Annotated in this window: 20 protein-coding genes and 1 pseudogene; 8 read left to right on the plus strand and 13 right to left on the minus strand. The window is 71.7% G+C overall.

Going from position 1 to position 23428, the window contains the following annotated elements:
- Window positions 1-2 precede the first annotated feature (2 nt).
- Window positions 3-497, plus strand: a complete 495-nt coding sequence (locus tag P1P75_RS10500) for a GNAT family N-acetyltransferase (RefSeq protein ID WP_319253865.1) — start codon at window positions 3-5, stop codon at window positions 495-497.
- A 34-nt stretch (window positions 498-531) separates the two neighbouring features.
- Here P1P75_RS10500 and P1P75_RS10505 read toward each other — a convergent pair whose 3' ends face one another.
- The 3 genes from P1P75_RS10505 to P1P75_RS10515 all read right to left on the minus strand — a co-directional run bounded on the left by P1P75_RS10505 (window position 532) and on the right by P1P75_RS10515 (window position 2530).
- On the minus strand, window positions 532-1236 hold the full coding sequence (locus P1P75_RS10505; protein WP_319253867.1) for a hypothetical protein: 705 nt from the start codon (window positions 1234-1236) through the stop codon (window positions 532-534).
- Entirely contained in the window at window positions 1233-1772 is a 540-nt protein-coding gene (locus P1P75_RS10510; protein WP_319253869.1) for a SigE family RNA polymerase sigma factor, read from the minus strand. The genes P1P75_RS10505 and P1P75_RS10510 overlap by 4 nt, the downstream gene beginning before the upstream one ends.
- Before the next feature lie 107 nt (window positions 1773-1879).
- Window positions 1880-2530, minus strand: coding sequence for a hypothetical protein (locus tag P1P75_RS10515; RefSeq protein ID WP_319253871.1), 651 nt, complete (start codon window positions 2528-2530; stop codon window positions 1880-1882).
- A 323-nt stretch (window positions 2531-2853) separates the two neighbouring features.
- Here P1P75_RS10515 and P1P75_RS10520 point away from each other — a divergent pair, with 323 nt between their 5' ends.
- Entirely contained in the window at window positions 2854-3651 is a 798-nt protein-coding gene (locus P1P75_RS10520) for a GNAT family N-acetyltransferase (protein WP_319253872.1), read from the plus strand.
- Window positions 3652-3790: 139 nt separating this feature from the next.
- Here the strand turns inward: P1P75_RS10520 and P1P75_RS10525 are convergent, their stop codons facing one another.
- The 4 genes from P1P75_RS10525 to P1P75_RS10540 all read right to left on the minus strand — a co-directional run bounded on the left by P1P75_RS10525 (window position 3791) and on the right by P1P75_RS10540 (window position 6669).
- Window positions 3791-4462, minus strand: coding sequence for a DUF5701 family protein (locus P1P75_RS10525; protein WP_319253874.1), 672 nt, complete (start codon window positions 4460-4462; stop codon window positions 3791-3793).
- 181 nt (window positions 4463-4643) lie between these two features.
- Entirely contained in the window at window positions 4644-5543 is a 900-nt protein-coding gene (locus P1P75_RS10530; protein ID WP_319253876.1) for an SMP-30/gluconolactonase/LRE family protein, read from the minus strand.
- On the minus strand, window positions 5540-6196 hold the full coding sequence (locus tag P1P75_RS10535) for a CatB-related O-acetyltransferase (RefSeq protein WP_319253878.1): 657 nt from the start codon (window positions 6194-6196) through the stop codon (window positions 5540-5542). The genes P1P75_RS10530 and P1P75_RS10535 overlap by 4 nt, the downstream gene beginning before the upstream one ends.
- Window positions 6193-6669 carry a nuclear transport factor 2 family protein gene (locus tag P1P75_RS10540; RefSeq protein WP_319253880.1) on the minus strand — a complete coding sequence of 159 codons (477 nt, stop codon included), beginning with the start codon at window positions 6667-6669 and terminating at the stop codon, window positions 6193-6195. Before P1P75_RS10540 ends, P1P75_RS10535 begins: the two co-directional genes overlap by 4 nt.
- A 213-nt stretch (window positions 6670-6882) precedes the next feature.
- On the opposite strand from P1P75_RS10540, the gene P1P75_RS10545 reads away from it, so the two are divergent.
- The gene (locus P1P75_RS10545) at window positions 6883-9609 is read left to right on the plus strand and encodes an AAA family ATPase (protein ID WP_319253882.1); all 2727 of its coding nucleotides are present in this window, start codon (window positions 6883-6885) and stop codon (window positions 9607-9609) included.
- Between the two features lie 244 nt (window positions 9610-9853).
- Here P1P75_RS10545 and P1P75_RS10550 read toward each other — a convergent pair whose 3' ends face one another.
- From P1P75_RS10550 to P1P75_RS10560, 3 genes are all read right to left on the minus strand, one after another.
- Window positions 9854-11158, minus strand: a complete 1305-nt coding sequence (locus P1P75_RS10550) for a cation:proton antiporter (protein ID WP_319253884.1) — start codon at window positions 11156-11158, stop codon at window positions 9854-9856.
- 175 nt (window positions 11159-11333) lie between these two features.
- Entirely contained in the window at window positions 11334-12416 is a 1083-nt protein-coding gene (locus P1P75_RS10555; protein ID WP_319253886.1) for a class I SAM-dependent methyltransferase, read from the minus strand.
- Between the two features lie 237 nt (window positions 12417-12653).
- Window positions 12654-12971 (minus strand): hypothetical protein, encoded by a 318-nt coding sequence (locus P1P75_RS10560; RefSeq protein WP_319253888.1) that lies wholly within the window; start codon window positions 12969-12971, stop codon window positions 12654-12656.
- A gap of 98 nt (window positions 12972-13069) precedes the next feature.
- On the opposite strand from P1P75_RS10560, the pseudogene P1P75_RS41995 reads away from it, so the two are divergent.
- Window positions 13070-13189 (plus strand): annotated as a pseudogene (locus P1P75_RS41995) (cellulose binding domain-containing protein); the annotation flags it as partial.
- Between the two features lie 187 nt (window positions 13190-13376).
- Here the strand turns inward: P1P75_RS41995 and P1P75_RS10565 are convergent.
- Together P1P75_RS10565 and P1P75_RS10570 are read right to left on the minus strand one after the other, a co-directional pair.
- Window positions 13377-14414 (minus strand): LacI family DNA-binding transcriptional regulator, encoded by a 1038-nt coding sequence (locus tag P1P75_RS10565; RefSeq protein WP_319253890.1) that lies wholly within the window; start codon window positions 14412-14414, stop codon window positions 13377-13379.
- Window positions 14411-16855 (minus strand): glycoside hydrolase family 2 protein, encoded by a 2445-nt coding sequence (locus P1P75_RS10570; RefSeq protein ID WP_319253892.1) that lies wholly within the window; start codon window positions 16853-16855, stop codon window positions 14411-14413. Before P1P75_RS10570 ends, P1P75_RS10565 begins: the two co-directional genes overlap by 4 nt.
- A gap of 1156 nt (window positions 16856-18011) precedes the next feature.
- Here P1P75_RS10570 and P1P75_RS10575 point away from each other — a divergent pair.
- Window positions 18012-19235, plus strand: coding sequence for a cation:proton antiporter (locus P1P75_RS10575; protein WP_319253894.1), 1224 nt, complete (start codon window positions 18012-18014; stop codon window positions 19233-19235).
- A 23-nt stretch (window positions 19236-19258) separates the two neighbouring features.
- On the opposite strand, the gene P1P75_RS10580 is transcribed toward P1P75_RS10575, so the two are convergent.
- Window positions 19259-19909 carry a CatB-related O-acetyltransferase gene (locus P1P75_RS10580; protein WP_319253896.1) on the minus strand — a complete coding sequence of 217 codons (651 nt, stop codon included), beginning with the start codon at window positions 19907-19909 and terminating at the stop codon, window positions 19259-19261.
- A gap of 245 nt (window positions 19910-20154) precedes the next feature.
- On the opposite strand from P1P75_RS10580, the gene P1P75_RS10585 reads away from it, so the two are divergent.
- The 3 genes from P1P75_RS10585 to P1P75_RS10595 all read left to right on the plus strand — a co-directional run bounded on the left by P1P75_RS10585 (window position 20155) and on the right by P1P75_RS10595 (window position 23151).
- On the plus strand, window positions 20155-21849 hold the full coding sequence (locus tag P1P75_RS10585) for a BCCT family transporter (protein WP_319253898.1): 1695 nt from the start codon (window positions 20155-20157) through the stop codon (window positions 21847-21849).
- A 274-nt stretch (window positions 21850-22123) separates the two neighbouring features.
- Entirely contained in the window at window positions 22124-22873 is a 750-nt protein-coding gene (locus tag P1P75_RS10590; RefSeq protein ID WP_319253916.1) for a ribonuclease BN, read from the plus strand.
- 137 nt (window positions 22874-23010) lie between these two features.
- Window positions 23011-23151, plus strand: coding sequence for a hypothetical protein (locus tag P1P75_RS10595; RefSeq protein WP_319253900.1), 141 nt, complete (start codon window positions 23011-23013; stop codon window positions 23149-23151).
- Window positions 23152-23428: the final 277 nt, after the last annotated feature.

Here is a 23428-nt window from a genome sequence, read left to right on the forward strand (position 1 = left end):
CCATGCGATCCGACGTCACACTCCACCCCCTCGACCGGACCCTCCTCACGGATCTGCTGCTCGCCGCGGTCGAGGATGCCGACCCGCTGGAGGTGATGCCGCCCGTGGACGGACCGCAGGGATGGACGCCGGAGCGCCGGTCGGCGTTCCTGAGGTTTCACGAGTCGCGCTCGTTGGCGGCGGATCCGGTGGAGACCACGTTCGCCATCGCCGCTGCGGGGCGGGTCGTCGGAGCGGCGCGGCTCTGCCCCGTGGAGAAGCGGGCCGGGACGGCGGAGGCCGGGGTGTGGATCGGGCGGTCCCACCGAGGCGCCGGCGTGGGCGGGGCTGTGCTGGAGTTGCTTCTGGACCGTGCTCGCGCGGCGGGGGTCACCTCCGTGTACGTGAGCACGACGCCGCACAACCTCGCGGTGCGGGCCCTCATGACCGGTATCGGTGTGGATCTCGTGCGGGACGGGGAAGGGCTCGCGGCGTACGTGGAACTCATCAAGGCCTGACGTTCGGTGGGCGCCACCGCAGCCTGTCGGCAGGCTAGGGAGCGGCGACATCGTCGAAACGCTGCTGGAACAGCACCTCACCGTCGCGCGCGTACGCGGTGACCGTGTAGTCGGTGTCCGCCGTGGAGGCGTCACAGAAGACGTAGTACGTCCCCCATGGCGGATGGCCGGGCAGCGTCAACACCGCGGCGGTCTCCGTGCGTCCGGAGTCGAAGCGGACCTGGATCCTGGCGGGAAGCGTTTTCGCGCGGAACGCTCCGAAGTACAGGATGTCCGGTCCGTCGACGCTCCTGCCCGAACTGAAGGAATCGGGACGGATGTTGTCCCCCAGGGACTGCTTCGCCCGCTCCACCGCCGCGGTGATGTCGCCGGTGCCCACCACGTAGTTCTGGCGGCCGTCCGGGAGCAGGGCCATGCTGTGGCCGTGGCCGATGCCCACGGCTTCGTAGGGCGACACGGTCCGGGGGTCTTGGTGTTCCTCGGACGGCGCGGGGCTGGGCAGAGCCGTGGACGGACGTGACGTGGCCGGTGGGGACGTGGTCCCGGTCCGGGCCAGGTCCGTCAGACCGAGGGCCGCCACCAGGCCGATCGCCGCGGTGATCCCACCCGCCGTGACGGCTGTACGGCAGCGGCGCGCGAGGCGGCCTCTGCGCAGCACCTCCTCAACGGGAGCCGGACCGGTGGGGAACATGTCCGCCTCATGGCGCAGCAGTTCGCCGAGTCGCAGGTCGTCGGTCACGGCCGCTGCCCCCCTTGTGTGCCGCGGCCCGCCCCGAGGGTGGCCGCTTCGGACGTAACCGCTTGTTCGCGGAGTTTCTTCAGTGCGCGGGCGGTATGGCTGCGTACCGTTCCGACGCCGGTGCCGAGCAGGCGTGCCACCTCGCTCTCGCTGCGGTCCTCCAGGTATCGCAGCACGACGACCGCTCGTTGCTTGGCCGGCAGCCGGGCCAGCGCGTCGAGCAGCGCACTCCGGTCGGCGAACGTCTCGTTGTGGTCCGGAGCCGCGGGCTCCGGGAACCGGGTGGTCAGCCATTCCCGGACCTTCATCCGCCGTAGCCGGTCCGCATTGGTGTTGATCATGATCCGCCATACGTAGGCGTCCGGGTCGTCCGTGCGCCGTACGCGTTCCCACTTCACGTAGGCCTTGGCCAGGGCGGCCTGGACCAGGTCCTCCGCGTCCTGGTGATGCCCCGTCAGAAAATGGGCGGTGCGGAGCATGCGGGGCCACCGGCTGACCATGAACGCCCGGAAGTCCGCCTCCGTGCTCGTCTTCAATCGAGTCCTCGTGTTCTGCCGCCCCACGGCTCGTGTCCCGCTGTCGTGCCGCTCGCGGGTGAGGAGCACGACAGCGGGACATCATCACCGGGTGGGCGCAACGGTCGTCAGCGGCTTGCGGGCGAGGGCTCGTACGCCAGGTCGGCGAGCACCGAGCCGTCCGCGTCGTACGCGGTGACCTGGACCGTCTCCTGCGGGCGGCCCGCTCCGGCGGCGTCGTAGAAGTACGTCCCCCAGCCCGGCGTGCCGGGCAGCCTCAGCATGCCTGCCTCCACCTCGGAGCCCGCGCCGATGCGCAGGGTGATACGCGCCGGCACGGTGTCCGTGCGGAAGGCACCGGTGAACAGCACGTCATCGCCGTCGACGCCCATCCCACCGCTGATGCTGTTGGGGCGGATGCTGTCGCCTGCGAGGCTCTTGGCCTGCTCCACGGCCTCTTCGTAGTCGTCCCAGGCCACCACGTAGTTCTGCCTGCCCTCGGGCAGGAGCCCCATCTTCGCGCCCTGGCCGATGTCCACCGGCGCGTACGGCCGCACGACGCGCGGCCCGGGGGCAGCGGCAGCGACTCGTCCCGGCCGGCGGACGCCTGCCGCCTTCTTTCCTGCCCTCTCGCCGGCAACCGCTTCCCGCCTGTTTCCGGTGTCCTTGGCGTCGGTCTTGGCCTGGGGCGTCGAGCCGTCCACGGCGAGAGCCGTGCCCGCCCCGCCTGCCAGGGCCATCGCCACAACTCCCGCTATGACAAGTCTCTTCGTCTTCATGGTTCCTCCGGTGATCCGTCCGATCGGTGATCGGTTACACGTCTCAGACGGCAGGCGACCCGGGCATCTATGTCACAGCGTGCCGAATTTCTTGCCGACTCGCGGGCCACGTCGGGGGCCGAGAAGTCCCGGCCGGCGTGTGGCGCGGCGCCCTGGACGCCCACGGGGCCGGATCCCGACCCCGGAGGAGGCCGCGGGCCCTGCCGTCGCGGACCGTGCTCGCAGGCGTGAACCGGCCGCAAGGGTCGAAGATCTGGGCGGCCGGGCTGCGATCGTGGTCACTGCCACTGCGTGCGGAACAACCGACGAACGAAGGAGTCGAGGTGACGTCTCTTGCGGCCTCTGTCGAATCGATGGAGCAACTCGCGACGGTCTGGCGGCACATGGTGCTGGACCGGAACGAGGATGCCGATGTGCGCGACCTTCCGGGGATCTCCGTCCGCTGGGCCGACGGCCGCTTCGCGTTCTGGAACTGCGTCACGCTCACCGATGTCGGAGCGGACGCGGCGCTGCTGGAGCGGCGCCTGGCCGAGGCGGCGGACATCATGCGCTCGAAGAAGTACCCGGGGTTTCTGTGGGTCTTCGAGGATCTCGTCGACGCCGAGGCTCGCGCGGGCCTCACCACGGCTGCCGAGCGAGCGGGTCTCACCTTCGCCTTCCCCGGCACCGGCATGGCCGGGGACCTGCTGCCCGTCCCCGAGCCGACCCATCCGGACCTCGCCTTCGTCCGTGTCAGCACCGACGAACACCTGCGTGCCTACGCCGACCTCAACTCGCGCGCCTACGGCTTCCCCCTGGAACACGGTCGCGACGGACTCGCCGGTTCCGCGCTGTGGAAACGGGACGTACACGCTTACCTCGGTTTGCGGGACGGTGTCCCGGTGACGTGCGCCGGTGCAGTGGAAGCCGACGGCCGCCTGTTCGTCGTACTCGTCGCGACAGACCCCCACTGGGAGCGCAGGGGCTACGGCGAAGCCGTGACGCGCAAGGCCCTCCACGAAGGCGCCCGTGCCACCGGCCTGACGCGCGCCACCCTGCACGCGACCGTCGCGGGCGCACCCGTGTACCCGCGTATCGGCTTCGAACCGAACTCACCCCTGCACTTCTACGCTCTGCGGTAGCCGGCCTTCGCCGACGCCTGCCGGCCTGAGGCCGGGCGTCCTCCCGGTGACGTCGGGAGGTCACCCGGCCCGTGTCGGGGGCGTCGCGCCACGTCAGGTTGTCGCGCCGCCTCAGGGAATCAGGCGGCGAGCGAGGGGGTCAGGCGGCGTCAGGTGTCGGGCGGCGGCTCCCGGCGGAGGCCATGCCGAGCCAGGTATGGGGATTGCCCTCCCAGCACCAGCCGAGCTTGGGAGCCGTCTGGCTGATCCAGATGGCCGGGACGCGACGGTCGCCGGAGCGGGAACCTCCGAGGGAGAAACACTTGTTCTTGACCAGGATCTCGGGGAAGTGGGTGATCAACGCGATCCCTTCCTCGATGGTCAGCAGGGTTCTGCCCCGGCTGTGGACGGTGGCCATGGCATCGTTGGGAACGACACCGCAGAACTCCTCGCCCCGCTCGACGTCCAGCAGCAGATAGGCACGCCGACCGGCGACACCGGTCTCCTGGACGGCGACGAAGCGCTCCAGGGCGCCGGGCTCGAAGGTGCGGTCGACGAAGCCGGGCTTCGGCTTGCCGTGCAGGGTGGTCCGGGGCATGGTCTCCTCGACGGGCACGACATCCCGGGTGACGACGAGCAGGAACGGCACCCGGCCGGTACCGGCCTCGTGTCCGCCGAGCCCGATGTCGGTGACAAGGTCCCGCAGCGGCGTTACCAGGGCGTCGAACTCCTGCGGGGTCAGGCCTGCTGTCGTCGGGTAGTCCCGTTCGACGAGATTGCCGACCTGTCGGTCGAACTCGCTACCCGCGTCGGCCGTCGGCTGGTGGGTCATGTGGTCCTCTCGGAGGTTGCGGCTCTTCGGTTCTTGGGTGCTTCGGTGCTTGGGTGCTTCGGTGCTTCGGTTGCTTCGGCCCTTCGGTTGCTTCGGCCCTTCGGTCGTACGGGATTGGATTGCTTCGGCTTCGGTTGTTTCCGTTGCTTCGGTTGTTTCCCCTTACAGGCAGGGTCGGTGATCAGTTCGAGGGGGCGAGCGGGTCGCGGGCTATGCGGGCCAGGGCGCCGATCTCCAGTGCCGTCCACAGCGCGCCGTCGGGGCCGAGGTTGATGCCGTGCGGCTCGGCGCCGCGAGTGGGCAGGTCGTACGCCTCGATCACTCCCTGGGGGGTGATGGAGCCGACGCGGTTGCCGGCCCACTCGGTGAACCACAGGGCACCGTCGGAGTCCGCGGTGATGGCGTGAGGGCGTCCGGCGCGGTCGGGCAGGGGGAACTCCGTGACCTGCCCGTCGACGGTGATCCTCCCGATCTGACCGGCGGCGATCGCGACGTACCACAGGGCGCCGTCGGGCCCCGCGGTGATCCCGACGGGTGCGGCGGCGGGGCTGGGCAGGGGGTGAACCGTAACCACGCCGTCCATGCCGATGCGGCCCACCGCGTCGGCCTGGTTCATGGTGAACCACATCCCGCCGTCGGGTCCCGCGGTGATCGCGGAAGGGAAGGCGCCGGTGACCGGGAGCGGGAACTCGGTGATCCGGCCGTCGACGGTGATCCGGCCGATGCGGTCGGCGGCGGTCTCGGTGAACCACAGGGCTCCGTCGGGTCCGGCGGCGATGCCGAACGGTCCGCAGTCCGGCGTGGGCACCGTGCATTCCGTGACGGCACCGTCCAAGGTGATCCGGCCGATGCGGTGTGCCCGGTACTCGGTGAACCAGAGCGCGCCGTCCGGCCCGGTGGTGATGACGGTCGGACCGCACGTCGGTTCCAGCTGGTGGTGGGCGGGCTCGGCCCCGGGGACCAGCCGGCCGATCCGGCCGGTGTCGACCATGGTGAACCACAGCGCGTCGTCGGGGCCGGTGGTCAGCGCGTACGGGCTGCCGCCCGCTACCGCGTACTCCTCGATGGACACCTGTGTCACGGGTTCCCTCCCCGTTCGTGCCGGGCGGCGATGCGTGCCACCTCGGCCGGCGTGCCGGCCATGATCGTGCGGACGTGTTCGGTGACCAGGCCGACAGGCCAGTCCCACCAGGCGGCGCGCAGGAGCCGGGCGATGTCGGCGTCGTCGAAGCGTTGCCGGATCGGGCGTGCGGGGTTGCCGCCGACGATCGTGTAGGGCGGCACGTCGGCGGTGACCACCGCGCCGGCCGCGATGATGGCGCCGTCCCCGATCCGCACGCCGGGCAGGACGGTGCTCCGGTGCCCGAACCAGACGTCGTTGCCGACGACCGTGTCGCCCCGGCTGGGCATCGAGGTGACGACATCGAGTGTCTTCTCGGCCCACTCGCCGCCGAACATCGTGAACGGATAGGTGGACGCGCCCATCGTGGGGTGCTCGGCGCCGGCCATCAGGAATCGGGTACCCGCCGCGATGGCGCAGTACCTGCCGATGACCAGCCGCTCGGGGCCGTAGGCGTAGAGGACGTTGCGGTGCTCGAACTCGGTCGCGCCGTCGGGGTCGTCGTAGTAGGTGTACTCGCCCACAACGACCGAGGACGAGGTGACCAGCGGTTTGAGGAACACCACGCGCTCGTGGGCCGGCAGGGGGTGCAGGGTCGACGGGTCAGGGGTCAACGTTCAGCTCCTGGTGAAGGGTTTCGGTGAGGATCAGTTGTGGGAGCCGTTGCGGGAACGGCTGTGGAAACGGCTGTGGAAACGCTTACGGCAAAGGGACCGGGAACGGGAACCGGAACCGGAACCGGGTCGAGGAAGCCGTAGACGCGGTGCAGGCGGTCCCGCTCGGTGATCAGGACGGCGAGTCCGATGATCACCGCTGGTCCGCCGGGCGGAGCCAGTTCCCAGGTGAGGCGAGCCGCGTGGGGGTGGGCGTCGACCTTTGCGGCCAGGCGGTACACCAGGCCGGGGAACCGCCGTTGGGCGGTGGCCATCACGTCCTCGATGGCGTGGCGGCCCTCGGCCGACACGATCGGGTCGGCGTAGCGGGCGTCGTCGGTCCAGAGTGCGTCGACGAGTGCTCGTCGCACGGCCGGGTCGCTCTCGTTCCAACTGGCCAGGAATCTCCTGGCCAGTTCGTCGATGTCGGGCAAGGCGGCTCTCCTCGGCCTTCGCTGAGCGGGCGGCTGCGACGCGCCGGCATGCGCTGTCGTGCCGGGGCGCTGCGGGTTGGCGTGCGGTGCGGGTTGCGGTGCCGTGCGGGTTGCGGTGCGGTGATCAAGGTACGGTCGCGTCGCGGGGCCGGCATCTGTCATGGCCCGGTAGTCCGGTCGGGCAACTGCCCTCGCCTTAAGTAGGGTTGCCACGTGTTGCACGGACGGGGTGAGGAGATTTCGGTCGTCGACCGGTTGCTGGCGGGCTGCCGGGCCGGTCGCAGCGGGTGTCTGCTCATCACCGGGGACCCGGGGATCGGCAAGACGGCGCTGCTGGAGTACGCGGCGTCGACGGCCGACGGACTGCGGATCGTACGCAGCACCGGGATCGAGTCGGAGGCGCATCTCCCGTTCGCCGGCCTGCACTTGCTGCTGCGCCCCGCTCTCGACCGGACCGGTGCCCTGCCCGCGCCGCAGGCGCGTGCGCTGCGCGGCGCCTTCGGGCTCGCCCCGACCGAACCGGGCGACCGCATGCTCGTCGGTCTCGCCGTCCTTTCCCTGCTCGCCGAGTTCGCCGACGGCGGGCCGGTCCTGTGTCTCGTCGACGACGCGCAGTGGCTGGACCGGGCGTCGGCCGAGGCCCTGCTGTTCGCCGCACGACGGCTCGACGCCGAGGGCGTCGCGTTGATCATCGGCGCCCACACCGGCTTCGCCGTGCCGGGACTCCCCCGCCTGCCGCTGACCGGGCTCGACGCGTCCGCCGCCGCCGGGTTGCTGGCCGAGCACGCCGCCACGCTGTCGCCGGCCGACCGGTACCGGGTGCTCGCCGAAGCGCAGGGCAATCCGCTCGCCCTCCTGGAACTTCCGACCGCTCTCGACGCGGGCCGGCCGGCCGGCGGGGGCCAGGCCCTGCCCATGACGGAGACGGTCCAGGCGGCCTTCCTCGACCAGGTGCTGCGACTGCCGGAGCCGAGCCGGCACCTGCTGCTCGTCGCGGCCGCCGAGGACACCGGTGACCGTCACGTCGTCCTGCGCGCGGCCTCCGCCCTCGGCTGCCGGCTCACCGATCTGGTGCCGGCGGAGACCGCGGGGCTGGTCCGGGTGAACCACGACACCGTGCGCTTCCGGCATCCCCTCGTGCGGTCGGCCGTCTACCAGGCGGCCCCGGTCAGTCTCCGCCTGGTGGTGCACACGGCGCTCGCCGACGCCCTCGACCAGCCTCAGGACGCCGACCGGCGGGCCTGGCACCACGCCGTCGTGACGACCGGCCCCGACGAGCAGGTGGCCGCGGAACTGGAGCGGAGCGCCCGGCGGGCCGCCGCGCGCAGCGGCTACGCCGCAGCCGTGGCGGCCTACGAACGAGCCGCGCAGCTCACCCCATCCGGTCCGGAACACGCCCGCAGGCTCGTGCTGGCCGCCGAAGCGGCCGCCGAGGAGGGTGACATCGACCGCATGGTGGAACTCGCGGGCCTCGGCGAGAAGCACAGCGACAACCCGGCGGTGACCGTTCGCGCCGTCCGGGTGCGCGCCGCCGCGGCCTTCCACCACGGCTCGCTCCGCACCGCCGCCGGGTTGCTGACCGAAGCAGCCGCGCTCACCGGGGCCGACGACGCGCCACTGGCCGCTCACATGCTGCTCGACGCGGTGCACACCGGCTGGTACCTCGGAGAACCGGAACTCGCCGACAGCGCCGACCGGCTGGACGCCCTGCCGCTGCAGCCGGACGACCCGCTCACGCACGTCGCCCGGCTACTGACGTGCGCCACACGGTCCGCGACCGGCCAGGGTGACCGCGATCCTGAGGTCCTCGCGCGACGGATCGCGGCCGCCCGGCGGACCGGGTTCGGCGGCCCGCACGACACCATCCTGGTCGGCGCCACCAGCCTTCAGGTCGCCGGTCAGGACACCGAGGCGCACCAGGTGGCGGGCGAACTCCTCGCCCGATGCCGCGAGCAGGGATGGATCGGCCGCACTCCGCCGGTGCTGGCGTGCGTCGCCCGCGCCCTGACCTTCCTCGGCCGGCACAGCGACGCCTGGGACGAGGCGACGCAGGCACTCCACATCGCCCAGGAACTCGGGCACCGGCAGTGGATCGCCGACATCAGCGGCGTCCTGGCCTATTTGGCGGCGTTGTCGGGCGACGAGCCCCGCTGCCACGCCTTCGGGGACGACACGCTCGCCACGACGGAGGCCGGCGCACCCCCGGCCGGCATGGCCTGGGCCCAGTGGGCACTGGCCCTTCTCGACCTCGGAAACGCCCGGTGGGAGTCCGCACTCACCCGTCTGACGGCCCTGCACACCGGCCCGGTCCGACATCAGCTGCCCGGAACACGCAGCGTCTGCGACCTGGTGGAGGCGTCGGTACGGCTGGGCAGGCCGGCCCTGGCGCGCGAGCCGTTGGCACGGCTCACGGACTGGTCCCAACACGCCCGGCAGCCATGGATCGACGCTCATGTCCAACGCTGTCGCGCCCTGCTCGCCCCGGAGGCGGACACCGACGAGCTGTACCGGGCGGCGCTCCGACTGCACCCCGGCGACCGGCAGTTCGACCGTGCGCGAACCGCGCTTCTCTACGGCGAGTGGCTGCGCCGCACGCGCCGTAAGTCCGAGGCCAGGGCGCAGCTCCGCGACGCGTTCGAGACGTTCCGTCGGCACGGGGCCGTCCCGTGGGCGGAACGGGCCCGTGCCGAACTCGACGCCACCGGAGAGGTCCTGCCGAGGAAGGAGACCGTGGGGGCGCTGGCCGTCCTCACCCCGCAGGAGCGGAAGATCATCCGGCTGGCCGCGCGCGGACTGTCCAACCGGGACATCGCCGCGCAGCTCTTCCTGAGCCCGCGCACTGTCGGCTACCACCTCTACAAGGCGTTTCCCAAACTCGGCGTCTGCGCGCGCACCGAACTCGCCACCCTCGAAGGGCTCGAGGGCGGCTCGGGCCCCTGACAGGGCCGGGGTCCGGGCCGACCAGCCCGTGCGGTCGGCGTACTTCCAGCCGGAACGACGGACCCTGCCGCCCCACCTGGTCGAGACGGCCCGTGGGACGAAGACGACCGTGCTCCGGGCCGGCTGGTCACGGCTCGGCGAGACGGCGGCGGAAACGGCTGCGGAAGCAGCGGTGGAAACAGCGGTGGAAACGGCGGTGGAAACAGCGGAGGAAGAAGTCGCACTCCTACGACGGCTGAGGCCGTCACCGCGCCCGCCGACCCGGTCCGTTGTCTCCTTCCGTGCCCTCCTGGCGTGGGGACATGGCAGTACGCAGCCGGTCCAGGCGGGTCACCACCGGACCCGCGGTGACCCCGTGCAGCAGCACCGAGGCGAGGACGGTGAAGGTCACCACGGCCCACAGCTCCCGCTCCGGCACCGGGAAGTCGTGCCGTCCCAGGGCGTAGGCGAGGTAGTAGAGCGACCCGATGCCGCGAATGCCGTAGCTCGCGATCACCCAGCGTTCCAGACGACCCGGGCGGCCGCCGAGCAGCCCCGCCCAACCGGACAGCGGCCGGATCACGACCAGGAGCGCCAGCGCGGTGACCGCGCCCTGCCACGTCAGCGGGGCGAGACCGCCCAGGGCGATGAACGCGCCCAGCAGAAACAGCACCGTCGCGGTGAACAGACGCTCGATCTGTTCCACGAAATCGTGCAGGACGTTGTGGAACCCGTGGGCGCGCTCGGCCGCCCGGATCGTGCACGCGGTGGCGAACACGGCGAGGAAGCCGTAGCCGCCCACCAGCTCGGTCACCCCGTACGACAGGAAGGTGGCACCCAGTGCGACGAAGCCCTCCCGGTGCTCGGACAGCCGTAGCACCGGCGAGCGGGCCATGAAGAACAGCCAGCCCAGCAGCCGGCCGACCAGTAACCCGCACAGCACTCCTACCGCGCACTTGACCGCGACGTCCTCCGCCACCCAGGAGCCGGCCCAGTCCGCCGACCAGCCGCTGCCCGCCGCGGCGGCCAGGGCCAGGGCCGCGTAGGTCAGGGGGAAGGCGAGCCCGTCGTTGAGGCCCGCCTCGCTGGTGAGGGCGAACCGCACCTCGTCCTCGTCGTGCTCGTCCTCGGTGGGCTCCCCCACCCGCACCTCCGAGGCGAGCACCGGATCGGTCGGCGAGAGGACGGCGGCCAGCAGCAGCGCGGCAGCCGGCGGCCAGTCCAGCAGCCACCATGCGAGGAGGGCGGTGGCCACGACGGTCATCGGCATCGTGACGCCCAGCAGCCGCCAGGTGGTGCCCCAGCGACGGCGGCCGACGGGCCGGTTGAGCGCCAGTCCGGCCCCCATCAGCGCGATGATCACACCGATCTCGGTGATGTGCTCCGTCAGCAGCCGATCGTCCACCGGATCGATCTCAGGGAGCGGCAGGGGCAGCAGATACACACAGATGCCACCGACCAGGAACACCAGGGGAAGTGACAGCGGTCGCCCGGCGACCACACGGGGCAGCACCGCCGCGAGCAGCGCCCCCGCTCCCAAGCCCGCGAACACCGCATCGGCGATCGTCACTGCGCTGTGCCTGTCCTTCCGCCGCGCCACCGGTCGGCCCCGCGCGTGCCGCACGACACCGCGGCCAACTATCGCTGAAGATCACGAGCCCGCAGAAGACCGACGCGACCTTGGCCCGAGCCCCGCGTACCCACTGAGGACGTGGCCATCCGGTTTTGGGCAGCGCGTGATCGCTTCAGGAACGTGAGGCGACGTAGTACAGGTTGACCGGGTCTCCCTCGACCGTGTGCGTCTCGACCTTCTCGAAGCCCGCCTCGCTCAGCATGCGGCGAGCGGTCTGCTCACCCCAGACGGTGCCGAGGCCGGCGCCTTTGGTGCTGAGGGAGGTGGTCATGCAGTAGAAGACGGAGAAGGCGTAGAGCGCGGGCCCGAAGGGGTGCCCGATGTTCTCCTCCAGGTTGCTGGACGCCGCGATGTCACCCATCAGGAACGTTCCGCCGTCCTTGAGCGCGCCGGAGATCGCGGACAGCGTCTCGGCGGGACGGGCCAGGTCGTGGATGACGTCGAAGGCGGTGATCACGTCGTAGGCCCCGGTGATCTCGCTGGAGTCGCCGACGGTGAAGCGGACGTTGTCCAGTCCGAGCCGGCCGGCCTCGGCGCGTCCCGCGGCGATCCCCTCCTCGGAGCGGTCGAGCCCGTGGAAGCGGCTGTGGGGGAAGGCCCGGGCGAGGACGACGGGCGCATGTCCCTGCCCGGTACCCACGTCCAGGACGTCGGCGCCCTCGCGGAGCCGTTCGGTGAGGCCGGGCACCAGCGGCACGATGACGTCGACGAGCGCGGCGTCGTACACGGCCGCGGTCTCCTGGGCCTGGAGCTCCTGGAACCGCGGATATGCCGAGTACGGGACGCCGCCGCCGTGCCGGAACGCGTCGACGACCGGCTCGTCCACACTCGCCATGAGGCCCAGGGACACCGTGAGCGGGGCCAGGTTGTCCGGGCCGGCCGCTCTGGTGAGGGAGGCGGCGTGCTCGGGCGGCAGGGTGTACGTGGCCGTGTCGGGGGCGTAGTCGACGAATCCGCCCACGACCATGCCGCCGAGCCATTCCCGTACGTAGCGCGCGTCCAGGCCGGCGGCCTTCGCGATGTCCTCGCTGGTCGCGGGAGGGAGCGTGCTCAGGGTGTCGAACAGGCCGGTCTGATGACCGACGCTGGTGAGCAGAGCCAGCGAGGCTCCGTTGAGGACCTCGAGCAGGCGCCCGGCGAACGCCTCCTGCTTCGCGGGGTCCGGTGCGACGGGATCGGTTGCGGGGTTCGCCATGACCCCTCCTTCAGGGAGTACGGCTCTTCCTCCACGCTACGCCGGGACCGCGGACGGAGACCTTACGAGCCGATGACGGCCGCGGGGGCGGCGACGGGAGGCCCGCGTCAGGCGCCACGTGGGGCGGGTGACCGGCGAGGTCGATGACGGCGTCGGCCAAGCGGAGTTGGCGGCGTCGGGCAGCCGCCCGTGAGGTGCCGTCCAAAGACGGAGGGCGGTCACCAAAAGGCGCCTTGCTCAGTCGGCTGGTGGTGAGGCGGACCGCCGCTCGGCTCTGGCGAGGCGTTCCTCGAGGGCCGCGATGCGGTCGTAGAGATCGACCAGGGTCACGCCGTCGGCGACCACGCCAGGGCGCTGCCAGTGCCTTCGTACGAACTGCTCCCGGCTCTCCTGCGACGACTGGTGGAATCCTGTCGGAGCCGCGGCGGTCGGAGCCACGGCTGTCGGAGCGGCCGCCGGCTCGCGTTCGCTCCGCCCGATCGAGAGCTTCTGCAGCTTCAGCACGCCGATCGCACCGAGCACGACCACGGTGAGAGCGGCGACGGGTGTCAGCAACGCCCAACCGGCCCACATGCGAACCCCCAAGTCCCTGGCAGTGGGCCGACACTACCGGTCGCGGGCCGCCGCTCACGGGACGGGCGGGCGCCACGGCCGTGCCGGGGTGGCGGCTCGACTTCGCCTTCCCCGGCGACCGGAGGCTCAACCAGGCCTGGAACGCGCGGGCCACCCAGCAGGGCAGCCAGGTGCGGGCCGCCAGCGAATACTGGACGGAGACGATCCCGGCCGGCGGCACGGTGAGCTTCGGCTTCAACGGTTCGTCCACGGGAACCAAACGGGGTTCCCGCCTCCTTCGCCCTCAACGGCCACGGGCGCAGGGTCGCGTCCCCGGTGGCGCGGTCCTGCGCCCGTTCACCACGTCACGCCGGCGAACGCGAACCACGCACCGGCCCACGCACCGGCCTACGGACCGGTCCTGGGCGCCCGAGCCGTGGAACCCCGCGGCGTCAGGGTGGGCGTCGGCGCCTGGTGCGGACCGCTGTGCGTCCCGTTCACCACGTCGAACAGGACACGGGTCACCTCGGCGCCGAAGTGGTGCACGTCGTGGCTCATCGCCGACAGGGTCGGATGGGTGATGCGGCACAGCTGCGAGTCGTCCCAGGCGACCAGCGACAGGTCGTCGGGGACGGTGAAGCCCATCTCGGCGGCGACGCCCGCGCCCGCGACCGCCATGATGTCGTTGTCGTAGACGATGGCGGTGGGCCGTTCGGCGGCGAGCAGCAGCGAGCGGGTGGCGCGGGCGCCCTCCTTCTCGTCGAAGCCCGTGGCGATCTGCCGGGCCTCCTCCAGCCCGAGTTCGCGCATGGTGGTCGCGAACGCGCGCGTCCGGATCGCGCTGTGGCCCAGGTCGGCCGGGCCGCCGACGCGGGCGATCCTGCGGTGGCCCAGGGCGGCCAGGTAGCGGACGGCCTCGCCGACCGCGCAGGCGTCGTCGGTCCACACCGCCGGGAAGGAACCGGTGAGGGAGGGATGGCCGACGGCCACGGCGGGCAGCCCGACGCCCTCCAGGGCCGGCAGCCGAGGATCGTCCTCGCGGAAGTCCACCAGGATCGCCCCGGCGATCATCCGGCCGCCCCACCACGCCTTGTGCACGGCGATCTCCTCGTCCAGGTCACGGACCAGCCGCAGCAGCAGGGAGCACGACCGCTCCGCGAGGACGCTCTCGATGCCGGAGATGAACTCCATGTAGAACGGTTCGAGACCGAGCAGCCGGGCGGGCCGGCAGAGGGCGAGGCCGACGACGTCCACCCGCTGGTTGGACAGGCTGCGCGCGGTGGCGCTGGGGGCCCAGCCGAGGTCCCGGGCCGCCTCGAAGATCCGCTCGCGGGTGGCCGCCGAGACGCCGGGCTTGTGGTTGAACGCCAGCGACACCGCGCCCTTGGACACCCCGGCCCGGGCGGCGACGTCCTTGATGGTGACGCGTTCCGTCGAGCTGCTCACGCCGTGTCCACGCAGTACAGGGCGGCCCTGACGTCCTCCACGTCGACGGTGGCGCAGCCGGTGACCCGGATGCGCACCTGCTCGCCGGGCAGCAGGGTCAGGAGACCGCGGTCGCCGACGGCGGCCGGGCCGAGCCGGTCGGTCTGGAGCAGCAGGTCTCGGACAAGGGTACGGGCGCTCACCACGACGTCGACCCTATCCCGCTGCCCGGTCACGGGCTCCACGCCGACGTCGTAGACGGGCCGCGGGTAGGCGAAGTCCTTGTCGGCGACCGGGAAGTGAACGGCCCGCAGTCCGTCGGCGCCTGCGCCTGTGCCCACCCGTACGTCTGCATCTGCATCTGCATCTGCGACCAGGAACTCCTTCCCGGACCGCCCGTCCGGCAGGAGGCCGTGGGGCACCGGGAGGCGGACGACCGAGCGGGGCTCGGCGGCGATGTCCAGGACGCTCTCGTGGATCAGGGTTGCGTCCGCCCCCCACCTGCGCAGCGTCACCGCGGTCCGCCAGGGTTCGGCGGCCTGGTTGACCGCGGCGAGGACCAGTCCGTCGGTGGCGGGCTGCAAGGTCAGGAGCCGGTCGGCGTAGACGCGGCGCAGTTCGTGGTGGAGGGGCTTGGGGCGGCCGTCGCTGTCGATGGCGGCCCAGGAGGTGACGGGCCAGCAGTCGTTGAGCTGCCAGACGATCGTGCCGGCGCAGACGGGCCAGTGCGAGCGCCAGTGCTCGATGCCGGCCGCGACCGCCCGCGCCTGCACGAGCTGGGTCAGGTAGTGCCAGCGGTCGAAGTCGCCCTCGGGGAGCGGGAAGTGGCGGCCGACGCCGCGGTTCAGCTTGCCGTTGCCGTCCTCGGCCTTCTGGTGGTGCAGCATGCCCGGGGAGTCGGGGGCGAGTTCCTCGCCGGGCAGGGCGCGGCGCAGGGTGGCCAGGGCGGGCGGGGCCTGCCAGCCGAACTCGGCGACGAACCGCGGGACACTGGCACGGTATTCGGCGTAGTCCTGGCGGTTCCACACCTCCCAGGAGTGGTGGGTGCCGTGCGCGGGGTCGTTGGGATGGTGGTCCCAGGAGCCGGACCAGGGGCTGCCGGCGGTGTACGGGCGGGTGGGGTCGAGTTCGGCGACGATGCGGGGCAGCAGGCCGAGGTAGTACCCCTCGCCCCAGGAGTCGCCGGCGAGGGCGGGCTCCCAGCCCCAGTCGCGGAAGCCCCACAGGTTCTCGTTGTTTCCGTTCCACAGGACCAGGGAGGGATGGGGCATCAGCCGGACGACGTTGTCCCTCGCCTCGGCCTCCACCTCGCCGCGCAACGGCTGTTCCTCCGGGTAGGCGGAACAGGCGAAGAGGAAGTCCTGCCAGACCATCAGGCCGAGTTCGTCGCAGGCGTCGTAGAAGGCGTCGTCCTCGTAGATGCCGCCGCCCCACACGCGTACGAGGTCGATGTTCGCCTCGGCGGCCTGGGTGAGCCGGGTGCGGTAGCGCTCGGGGGTGATCCGGGAGGGGAAGGCGTCGTCGGGGATCCAGTTGACGCCGCGGGCGAAGATCCGTACGCCGTTGACGACGAGGGTGAAGCCGGTGCCGTGCTCGTCGGCCGAGCGGTCGAGCTCGACCGTGCGGAAGCCGATCCGGCGGTGCCAGGTGTCCAGGGGGCGGCCCTCGTCGTCGCTCAGGGTGAGGTGGAGGTCGTAGAGGGGCTGTTCGCCGTAGCCGCGGGGCCACCACGGGCGCGGGTCGGGCACCTCCAGGCGGAGCACCGCCTCGTCGCCGGTCAGGACGGCCTCGGCGCGGGCGCCGGCCACCCGGGCCTCGGCGCGCAGCGTGCGGCCCCGCCCCTGCGCGGTGCGTTCGGCCTCCAGCCGTACCTCCAGCCGGCCGGTGCCCTCGTCCACGGTGACCAGCGGGCGTACGTGGGCGATGCGGGCGGTGGACCAGTGCTCCAGGCGCACGGGCCGCCAGATGCCGGCGGTCACCAGGGTCGGCCCCCAGTCCCAGCCGAAGCTGGAGGCCATCTTGCGGATGTACTGCGACGGCTCCGGGTAGACGTTGGGCCGCTCCCCCGTGACGGCACGGACGGCCGCGGCCTCGTCGTAGGCGGAGGCGAAGCGGACCTCCAGTCGGCCGGTGCGGCCGGTGACGTCGAACCGGTGGCGGCGGTGCATGTTGCGGGTGGTGCCGACCGGGCGGCCGTCCAGGGTGAGGTACGCGGCCGTGTCGAGTCCGTCGAAGACCAGGTCGGTGCGCTCGTGCGCGCTGTCGTGCCCGAGTTCGCGGACGTAGGTCCAGGCGCGACGGCCCACCCAGGCGACCTCGGTCTCGTGGAGTCCGGTGAACGGGTCGGGGATGACGCCGGCGGTCAACAGGTCGGTGTGCACGCAGCCGGGCACCGTGGCCTCCAGCAGTTCCTGTCCATGGCGCAGGCTCCAGCCCTCGTCGAGCTGGGTGACGTCCTTCATGGTGCGGCTCCAATCGCCTGACTCAGGCCCGTGGATGGACAACGGCCACAACGGCCGACAACCTAGCCCGCCGATCAGCCGCTGTCCATAAACCGGTCTAGTAACCGCTGTTGATTCACTTCACCAGTTCTCGCACGTCAACGCCAGCACCCTGACGGCCACGGTAACGATTGAGTATCGCCCGCTGGAAACCGTAGCTTTACCGGTTAACCCCCGGCTGCCACAGTGCCCACATCCCACCCGCAGAGCTGAGCCGCACATCCTGGGGAAGCGCGGTGGCGGCCAAGCGGTGGAGGGCATCGCGGCGTTCGGCGAGCGGCGCCCTGCGGTCGTCGGCCGTCGCCACGAGCAGGCGGTCGAGCAGGGCGTGCAGGGCGTGCAGAAGCGAGTGATCATCCCTGCGGCGATCGCGGCGAGGGTCGCCTGCGCCGTGGACGCGTCGAAGGTCAGCCCGGCCTCGGGCAGATGCCGCTCCCGGCGAGGCAGCGTCCATCCGAACAACGCTCCCGCGGACACCAGGAAGAGGGCGAGGGCGAGGGCGTGGCTGCGGTTCCGTCGGGCCCGATGTGTGCCCCGGCTGCGATGGGCGGGGCGCGTCCGTACGGAGCCGGTCAGGTACGGAGGGGAACGGTCGGGCGCGGTCCGCTCGCGGACCGGGCCACATCGCCGGTCTCAGCGAAGGTGAGGGAACGTGTCCTGCTGTCAGCTCACCGGTCTCATCCGTTCCCCGGCGCCGCGGCGGGAGACTTCGAGCATCGGTCGCCGTGGGCCGCGCCGCGAGCCGCCCGAGACCACTCGGGTGAAGAGGGCCCGCCTCGCCCGCGCGGTCTCCTCCTACGGCGTACATGCGGTAGTCCGTTCCCGTGGCGCGGGTCAGAGTGGCACAGGGCCGCGCGCGCCGCCATGGCCGTCACGTCGTCGCGTCAGCGGATTCAGCATGCCGCTGCGAGGGAGATGCCGATGCCGCAGAACACGGAGTCCGAGCCCGCGGTGCCGGTGCTCGCCGAAGCCGAGCACGCCGTGCCGCACCCCGAACTCGCCGTCGTCACGCGGTGAAACGTCGAAACCCAGTGACCCGTCGTCATCCGGAGACCCGTCGTCATCCGGAGACCCGTCATCGTGTGACCCGTGGTCACCCGGCCGACCCGAGCCGCTCATGACCCACCCGGGCACTCTCATCCTGATCATGGCAGCGGCCGTACTCGCGCCGCTCCTCGTGTACGCCACCGGCCGCCGGATCCGGATTCCCCTGGTCATCTTCGAGATCTCGCTCGGCATCCTCATCGGTCCCGACGTCCTCGGCTGGGCCCGTCCCGACGACGTCGTCGACACGCTCGCCGATCTCGGGCTGTCGATGCTCATCTTCCTGGCGGGTTACGAGATCGAGTTCGCGGCGGTACGCGGCGACACCCTGCGCCGCTCCCTGTGGGCGTGGCTGGTCTCCCTGGGCCTCGGCATCGGGGTGGCCTTCCTGATCAGCGGTGGCGACGTGTTCGAGGCCTTCGTCATCGGCACCGCGCTGACCAGCACGGCGCTGGGCACGGTCCTGCCGATGCTGCGCGACAGCGGTCAGCTGCGGGGCCGCTTCGGCACCGTGATGTCGGCGTTCGGCGCCGTCGGCGAATTCGGCCCGGTGGTCGCCGTGGCGCTGCTGCTCAGCGGACGTCGCCCGGGCGAGTCGGCGGCCCTGCTGGCCGGGTTCGGGGTGCTGACGGCCGGTGCCGTCTTCTGGGCCATGCGTCCGAGACCGCCCTGGTTCGCCCGGCTGACCGAACGGACCCTGCACAGCAGCGGGCAGTTCGCGGTCCGGTTCGTGATGCTGCTGCTGGCCTGCATGCTGGGCCTGGCCGAGGTGTTCGGCCTCGACGTGCTGCTGGGCGCCTTCGCCGCCGGGGTCCTCACCCGCCTCGTGCTGCGCCGTGCCGTGCCCGGGAGCAGCGAGCAGGTCCTCGGCAAGGTGGAGGCCATGGGATTCGGTTTCCTCGTGCCGCTGTTCTACGTGGTCACCGGCATCGAGTTCGATCTGCACGCGCTGCTGCACGACCTGGGAGCCCTGCTGCTCGTGCCGGTCTTCCTGCTGCTGGTCCTGCTGGTGCGTGGCGCGCCGGTGTACGCGCTCGCCCCGAGGGACCTCGGTCGTGCGGACCGCACCGCGCTGGCCCTGTTCGCCTCGACGTGTCTTCCGCTCGTGGTCGCGATCACGACCATCGGCATGGACCAGGACCTCCTCGCCTCGGACGAGGCCGCGTCGCTGGTGGGCGCCGCGATGATCTCCGTACTCGTGCTGCCCCTGCTGGCGATGCGGCTGCGGTCGACGGCCGGGGACGCGAGCCGAGAACAGGCCGCCCACGGCACCGCGAAGGACGCGGAGACGTGGTGACCGGCGCTCGGGCAGTCGGCCGCTCAGGTGCCGGGCAGGCCCCTGGCGGCGGCCTCCAGGTCCGCGATGCTCCCCGCCATGATCGTCCGCACATGCTCGGTGATGTGCTCGGCGGGCCAGTCCCACCAGGCCACGGCCAGCAGCCGGCTGACGTCCTCCTCGCTGTGGCGGGTGCGCAGGAGGCGGGCCGGGTTGCCGCCGACGATCCCGTAGTCGGGCACGTCCCCGGTGACCACGGCGCCGGCGCCGATGATCGCGCCGTGTCCGATCCGTACGCCGGGCATCACCGTCACCCCGTGGCCGAACCAGACGTCGTGGCCGACGACGGTGTCACCCCGGTTCGGCAGGCCGGTGAGCAGGTCGAAGTGGTCCGACCACGAGCCGCCCATGGTGGGGAAGGGGAAGGTCGAGGGGCCGTCCATGCGGTGGTTGGCGCCGTTCATGAGGAACCGGACCCCGGTGCCGAGCGCGCAGAACCTGCCGATGATCAGTTTCTCCGGCCCGTAGTGGTAGAGCACGTTGCGCGTCTCGAACCCGGTCGCATCGGCCGGGTCGTCGTAGTAGGAGTACTCCCCGACCTCGATCAGCGGGGAGGTGACCAGCGGCCTGAGCAGCACCACGCGGGGCTGTGCGGGCATCGGGTGGAGCGCGGTCGGGTCGGCGGGCACAGGCATGGCGGGCGCTTCCTCGGAGACTCGGTGTCGATGTCGTGCCTTCCCATGATCACAGTGCCACGCCGGTGGCGGGTCCCGGCAGGGGTCGCCGGCCCCGCCACGGCCGTCCGGCCGGCACCGCGGCGTCGCCGCGCACGGTCCGCGGACGTCCGCTCCCGAGCCTGTGGCGGCAGGCGGCCCCATCAGGACCATCGGGCGGCGTGCCACCACGGAACTCGCGTGAGCGCGCTCCATAGTGGGGCGCCATGAGCACGGAACCGATCGAGCTGCCCGAACCCGGGCCCCCGACGACCGCCACCGACCCCGGCACGGCCGACCGGGCCCTCGTGGGGATCGGAATGGCCGCTGTCGTCGCAGTGGTGCTGTGGGCCTGGCTCGGTGACGATTCGTTCGACAGTGCCACGGCCACCGCTCTGGCGTGGGTTCTGGACAACTTCGGGTGGCTGTTCGTGGTCGCCGCGGACGTGTTCCTGGTCCTGTGTCTGGTGATCGCGTTCAGCAGGTTCGGCCGGATCAGGCTCGGCCGCGACGACTCCGTTCCGGAGTTCGGGAACCTCGCCTGGATCGCGATGATGTTCAGCGCGGGCATGGGCATCGGCCTGATGTTCTACGGCGTCGGTGAGCCGCTCACGCACTATCTCGCGCCACCCCCGGCGAGCGATGTGCAGCCCGGGTCCGACGACGCGGGGCGCACGGCCCTGGAGTACTCGTTCTTCCACTGGACGCTGACCCCATGGGCCATCTACGGGATCGCGGGGCTCGCCCTGGCCTACGCCGGCTTCCGCAAGGGCCGCGGCAACCGGCTGAGCGCCGCGTTCGTGCCGCTCATCGGGGCGCGGCGGGCAGAATCCTGGCCCGGCCGGCTGATCGATCTGCTCGCCGTCTTCGCCACCGTCTTCGGTACGGCGACGAGCCTGGGTCTGGGCGCGCTCCAGGTCGCCGAAGGGCTCGACATCACCGCGGGGCTCAACGCCTCCCGCACCACCGAACTCGTCATCATCGTGGCGCTGTCGGCCGCGTTCGTCGCCTCGGCCTTCTCCGGTCTGCACCGGGGCATCAAGTGGCTGTCGACGCTGAACATCGGGCTGGCGGCGGGTCTGATGGTGTTCGTCTTCCTGCTCGGCCCGACCGTCTACATCCTGGACACGATTCCGGCCTCCGTGGGCGGCTACCTGCAGAACCTGCTGCCGATGGCCACACGGACCGGCGCCTTCTCCGACCAGGACTGGCTGGGCACCTGGACGATCTTCTACTGGGCCTGGTGGCTGTCGTGGGCACCGTTCGTCGGCACGTTCATCGCCCGCATCTCGCACGGCCGGACCATCCGCGAGTTCCTCATCGGCGTCCTGCTGGTACCCAGCGGTGCGACCGTCGTCTGGTTCTGCGTGATGGGCGGTACGGCGCTCCGGCTCGAGTCGACCGGCAAGGCGGACCTCGCGGGGGCGGTGGAGGACGGCGCCGAGGCGTCGCTGTTCGCGATGCTGGACGCGCTGCCGATCGGCACGGTCACGTCGTTCATCGCGATGGTCCTCGTCATGACCTACTTCATCACCAGCGCCGACTCCGCGTCGCTGGTGATGGGATCCCTGACCAGCCGTGGCGCACTGCACCCGCCGACGTGGCTCGTCGTGGCCTGGGGTGTGCTGATGGCCGCGGTCGCGGCGGTGCTGCTGGTGGTCGGCGGGCTCAACTCGCTCCAGACGGCGACGATCCTGGTGGCGCTGCCCTTCGTCGTCGTCATGCTGTTCCTGTGCTGGGCGTTGCTCAAGGAACTGCGGGAGGACCCGGGCGCGGGGCCTTCGCGACAGCACTCGATGCACGGACTGCGCAACATCGTGCGGACGATGGTCGGCGACGCCGTCACCGAGCAGAGCCAGTCCCGTCACTACCGGCTCCGGCGGGCGGCCAAGTCCCGCACCGAGTCCGACGACGAGGCATGACGAGCCCTCATGACACCGGCTTCTGGCGGGATCGGCGGCCCTGCCGAAGGCGTCGACGACGCGGGGGCGGGGGACCGCCGGCCGACCTGGCACGCCTCCGTCGCGGTGGTCGGACGACACGTCGGATGACACGGCACGGGCAGCCCGGCCCGCCGCGGCCGTTCCTCAGGTTCCGGGCCGGCCGCCGCGGACTGGTCCGCCGCGGGTGCGGGAGCCGCCGAACGAGCGCGCCGTGAGGGGATTCGCGCAGGTGATCCGGCACGGATGGGAACGGATGGGCGCCCACACCCTGCTACGGCGCGGCCGTGACCTGGAGCTGATGCACCGGGCCATGGGGTTCGCGACTCTGGCCCTGGTCACGCTGGCTCCGCTGCTCATCGTGGTCGCCGCCGCCGATCCGCTCGGGCGCGGCGGCTTCGCGGCATGGCTGGCGGACGGCATGGGCCTGTCGGGGCGGTCCTCGCGCCTGCTCACGGACATCATCAGCCCGCCCCGCGCGGTGGTCGGCACCACCAGTGTGTGGGGCGGGCTGGCGCTCGCCGTGTTCGGTGTCGCCCTGGGAGCGAGCGTCCAGAACGGCTACGAGCGGGTGTGGAACCTGCCTCCCGGACCGTGGCACCGGGTCTGGCGTCAGGCGACCTGGCTGTGCCTGCTGACCGCGTACCTCTACCAGGAGGCGCAGACACGCAGTGCGCTGCAGGGGCCGGAGCGCATCGTGCTCTCGTCGGTGACCGGCATCCTGTTCTTCTGGTGGGGCCAGGGTTTCCTGCTGGGCGGTCAGGTCCGCTGGCGGGAGCTGCTGCCCGGGGCGGTCGCCACCATGCTCGGCCTGATCGGCCTGCGGGGCTTCTCCTTCTTCGTCTTCACCCCGCTGATCGTGAACAACGCGATCAGCTACGGCACCGTCGGCGTCGTTCTCGTGGTCGAGTCCTGGCTGATCGGTGTGGGGTTCGTCGTCTACGGCGGGGCGCTGGTCGGCCGCTGGCTCCTGGATCACCACGGGCGGCGGCCCAAGGAACGATGAGGACGGGTGCCGGCGACGGCACGGTGTCGTCCAGTGGCTCAGGGCCCTTTCTCTGTCACCGGTTTGCGGTCAGTACTCCGCGAGGGGCCCGCTCACCGCTGCCCTGGCACCGGCCGGCCCAGGAACGCGGCGCGGCGTTGGTGGGTCTGCTGCTCGACGCCGCGGACACGGCGGTGACCCGACGGGCGGCGGAGGCCCTGGCCCGGGTGGGGAAGGGGGCCGCCGTGAGGATCCTCGCGCTCGCGGTCGCCGAGGCCGACGACAGCCAGGCCGACTGAATGCAGACCGGCGTGCAGGACGTGACGGCGGGACCGGAGGGTGCGCCCGGCCTCGTGGCGGTCTGCGGGCAGCTTGCCCAAAATCCGCAGTAAGCCGTCCGCCGAGGGGCAGCACAGACCTCGGCCTGGACGGACGTCACCGGATGCTGACTGAGCCGAACTGTCTGCGGGCCGGGGCGTGCTGGGGAGCGGCCGCTTTTGCCGGAGAGTCCCGGACAGCCGTACGCCCTCCGCGTCATGTCGACATGCGCTGCCGGTCGTTATGAAGGGGACAAGG

The sequence above is a fragment of the Streptomyces sp. ID05-39B genome, from assembly GCF_033794725.1.
In the GTDB taxonomy this organism is placed as follows: domain Bacteria; phylum Actinomycetota; class Actinomycetes; order Streptomycetales; family Streptomycetaceae; genus Streptomyces; species Streptomyces bobili.